Source organism: Phaeobacter sp. 11ANDIMAR09, from assembly GCF_001294455.1.
In the GTDB taxonomy this organism is placed as follows: domain Bacteria; phylum Pseudomonadota; class Alphaproteobacteria; order Rhodobacterales; family Rhodobacteraceae; genus Pseudophaeobacter.
Window position 1 is genome coordinate 1 of sequence record NZ_LIKT01000067.1, and the last position, 4,309, is coordinate 4,309.

3 protein-coding genes are annotated in these 4,309 nt (G+C 50.7%); all 3 read left to right on the forward strand.

Annotation, left to right across the window (positions count from 1 at the left end; translation table 11 throughout):
* A partial coding sequence (locus AN476_RS23180; protein ID WP_172684880.1) for a hypothetical protein occupies positions 1-1,036 on the forward strand: 1,036 nt, incomplete at its 5' end.
* Positions 1,037-1,447: 411 nt separating this feature from the next.
* Complete coding sequence (locus AN476_RS22000) at positions 1,448-2,026, forward strand: super-infection exclusion protein B (protein WP_054463898.1); 579 nt, start codon at positions 1,448-1,450, stop codon at positions 2,024-2,026.
* Positions 2,027-2,228: 202 nt separating this feature from the next.
* Entirely contained in the window at positions 2,229-4,058 is a 1,830-nt protein-coding gene (locus AN476_RS22010) for a hypothetical protein (RefSeq protein WP_157063856.1), read from the forward strand.
* The last annotated feature ends 251 nt before the right edge of the window (positions 4,059-4,309 follow it).

A 4,309-nucleotide genomic window follows, 5' to 3' on the forward strand; every position in this document is an offset into this window, starting at 1 on the left:
CATTGTTGAGCTATCCAGCGGAAAAGAAATAAGAGTTGAAAAAACCCCTTCAAACGACATTTTCCGCGTCAATCCTGGCGCTTTCATCGTGGGGTTCAGTTTCAAACCCGATTACGCATTCGATGCCAAAACACTTACGGCAATACGCCTTAGAGGCTACCCGAATTCTGACTTTAAGGAGCTTGAAACTGCCTTATACTCCATAGATAAAAAACTCACAGAAATTGTTGATGAGAACCATACACTGCAGCTACTTAAGGAAGACGACGAAGAAAAAACCGAGCAGCGTGCAAGTCTCGAGCGCGAGATTTCGGAACTAAAGGATAAAAAGGAAGAAAGTCAAAGGCTTGAAGCCGAAGCGTCCGAACGCCTCGCTTCATCAATGGCTCGACTAAAGGATCGAAGATCTGAGGTTGCCAATGCACAAGAAACACTTCGCGAACTTCAAAGCGACATTAAGAAGGCTGAAACAGACCTAAGACGTGTGACAAAAGAGGTCCGCCTCTTTCCGGTAGATCAAGAGGGTTTTGTTAGAGAGGGCGGAAGAAATATTAAGAACTACCTGCTAATGAGCATACCATTCGTAGCCATAATTTGCCTGATTTCCTACAACCTCCTGGCTGGAGCAGTCGAACTATCCGTTTTAATAAACACTGATGACATAAAAATCGATGTATGGACCATTTTCTTAACGCGAATTCCATTCGTACTTCTAGCCATAACCTTATTAGAAGTTTGTGGCTATGCGGTAGGTCGTTTCATTTTTGAAATGATAAAGATCAATCGACAGCGGCTTGACATTGCCAAACTGTCCATCATCGCAAAAGATGTTTCCGATGCCTCTGGCTACAATACTGATCTGAATGACGAAGATCTGTGGGAGCGAAATACATCTCTTAAAATGGAACTACTTAGGGAACACTTAAAAGAAGAAGTCGGCGAGACCTTCTCATACAAAGGAACTGCAGCTCAGTCAGCTTTGAAGGGCGCGATCGAGAGGATCAGGAAGGGTAAAGCAGATCTAAATGAAAGCTAGCCCCCCTTACAATCCAAACACGACCTAGAGTTCTCAAATAGGTCAGTCCCGGCTCAATAGTACGATAGGGCCGTTTTTGCTAAGTTCCAATCCAGGAACTAGAATCGACTGAGGCGACCCAGTCACTAGATAGAATTATTCGTTTAATGGCAATTAGTTGAGAAGAACCGGCATGCCACAGCCGCGCTTCGAACCAAGGACAGAATTTGGAACCGATCTCAGGCTTACGTTCGCCTGCTGCGGCGCAGAGAGATGTCGTCCTGAACCTTATTGGGAGAATGCTGAAACTTTGATAGGCGTCCGCTTTGAGCTTGACCCTGCAGCGGCAAGCTAGGCAACGTCTGCACACGCCCACGTGTTTCTAAAACATTAACAACAGCAATTTTTCTGAAGCCTATCAAGAGGATTCTTATGGAGTTCATCACCCAGTTTTTTCAGGCCTTGAAGTCGCCAAAAATGGCTTTTGTGCTGCTACTGTTTACCGGTGCTCTCTTGTTCGCCCCCATAGATCAGTTGGGATTGCAACAGCCTGAGTTTACTGACGCGTACCAAACACAGATCTTGCTGGTTTTCTTTTTCGCACTAGCAGTTACTATCCTTGAGATCGTTGTCTGGACGGGTTCCGCTATCCGTACGTCCCATAAACGGCGTTCACGGCAGAAGGCTTACGAAGCAGACATCGAAGAAATATTCCTTTCACTGAATCTCGAGGAACTTTGTGTTCTTTGGGCGATGACCGAAGATGGTACGAAATCGATACAAGGTGCCCACGATAACCGAGTCATGGTTTCGCTCAGACAAAAGAAAGCCTTAGGTCTTATTCCAGGTGTCCATACCCTACACAGCACGCACCACTACATGCCCGATGCACTATATGATCTTGTAAAAATGCGTGGCTACGAGAGAATGCCCAAAGACTTTACAAACTCCGTAAGGTTTGAAGATGAGATTAAGGATATTATTCACAAATCCACAGATTGGCGCTACTAAAGGGCAATCCACTTTTGCTGCTGTGATTGGCGCAACTGCAAAGAATGGCCCGGTTCTCCCCGCAACTGTCCTTGAGATCATTAATGTACCCCAAGGCAGAAGATTCCGATAACGGCCATTATCTTCAGTTCCGAACTCGGAACTAGCGCCAACTGAGGCGGTCCAGTTCCGAGAATGGGATTATGCGTTTGATGGCAATGAGTTGAAGAAAACCGGCACGCCGCAACCGCGTTTCGAACTCGGAACAGTTTTTGGAACCGATCTCAGGCTTGCCTTCGCTTGCTGCGGCGCGGAGAATGGCAGCTATGAGCCCATAGCCGTCAGCCAAATGGTACCGCCCTTGGGTAGCATGTGCCTTCACGTCTACCTTGTCGACAGCGGCACGCAGTTGATGCAACATCGGTTTCGCACTGATCTGGAAATCAAACGTATGAACTTGAAGCCTCCGCCGGTCGACAAGGGACAAGCCGGTCTCGACGAATTCCGCAAGAAAGCGAAACTCTACGAGCTCTCGCTCACAAATCGGATGAGCCGAGAGTTCTATCGGGCAGACCTATCGAAGTGGAAAAAGCTCTACGCGACCTTGGCGGATAAACGAGAGCCTGGAAGCAACGCTGCGATCCACTTCGCCGCGTTGTCATCGCTGTGTAGCGATCTGCTGGATCAATACGGGCCCGAGCCGCCGCCGAAGAAGCGGGCACCCAAAACGACCAACTCAGCTCGGCTTGTTTATCCCGATTTTCCGGATGAAGTAACACACAGGCTCCATTTTCTGGAAGGGCCTGGGGCGCGACGACAGCGCGCCATTGATCTAGCTTCGCACGCCGCCGTCGTTTTTCGACAGACCTCCGGCACCGGCCGCGTTCTCGTCTCGGTCGGAACTCAACAAGGCGATGTCAGGCTATTCGAGCGGCTGGTCGAGGCAATTGGAGCAGGTCTGTTCGGTGATCCGGCAAAGTCCGGCTTCGATGCGGAGCGCAAAATCACCCAGTGGCCCAGCAATGCGGCAACCCCTCTGGAAAGGGTCTGGCAAGATAACAACCAGGCGCGCGGATATAGCTGGCAGGCGCGTGCTTTAGGCGATCAGTTCCGGGGCGTCGACGGCAAGGGGCTTCCGCAAGACCTTCCGGAAGTAAAGGACGCGCCTCCTTGGGATCCGGACCCCAAGTGGCAACAAATTCTGAACTTGACGGAAGCGAACCGCCTCCCTGACGCGATGGTTTTGGTGGAGGCCATCCCAGGGCGTGATCGTGAGGCGCTTTTGGACGAGGTCATATATCTGAAATTTCTGACAGATCGCGATATCCGAGCTGATGACGTTAGGCTGATCGCTCGTAAGTATGCAGCGACGTCGCTCATCTCGGGTCGCCTGCATGACGAGTTCGAGGCATTTGTGGCGTACTTTGATCAGGAGTTGCAGGACGATCCACCCGTGCTTTCAAAACTGACTCGATTTGACCATGACTTTGGCCAAGGGATGATCCCGGTGCCGCCTCCCTCGTCGGACTGGTCTGCATACCGTGCATACCAAGCTCAGTTCACCAACCCTACGGCGCCTCGTGGCCGCATCTTCTCAGTAAACATCGATGTTGGCTTCGCCAATGTCGAGAGCTTGCTCGCGGGGCATATGGCGCTGGCAGAGGACGCGTTTCGCCGAGATCGATCTATACCGGAGATCGGTGCGAGCGGGTGGATTTCTGAACTCGCACTTCTTGATCTTTTCCGTGCAATTTGGCCCAACGCCAAGCACCAATGGCGCCCTTGGTTTCTTGGCCGTCAGTCGATCGACATATACATTCCCGAGATAAACTTGGCAGTAGAGTATCAAGGCCAGCAGCATTACGAGCCGGTCGCACTGTTTGGTGGCGAGGAAGGCTTCAAGAACGCACAAATTCGGGATGAGCGAAAGCGACTGCTGCTTGAGGCGAACAGTGTCCGCCTCCTGGAGTGGCGATATGATGCACCGAAAACGCGAGAGGCGCTGGTGTTAAAGCTTTCTGAGATGGGAATACCTTTGCGACCCGAAAATTGAAGTAGGCCCGGCTCATGCGAAAAAGCTGCTTTGTCCGCCAGGTGGTCGAAGCAAACAACCGCCACTGGCACTAGGTTTTAGAAACGCAGTGGGCTTGATTGTGATTCAAGCATCTGCAACACAATCCAGAAACCTAGCCGGATAGGAAAAATCTTGGAATTCACTTTTGGCTTAGCCCTGGCTGCAGTCCTCGCAGTTCCCGTGTCTGCCGCCGGTTTTAAAGTGCGGGACGCCGATACAATTGTGGTGGT

What these genes read in the sequence shown, in the direction of transcription:
- AN476_RS22000 (WP_054463898.1), top strand. Translation starts at nt 1,448, where the DNA reads ATGGAGTTCATCACCCAGTTTTTTCAGGCCTTGAAGTCGCCAAAAATG.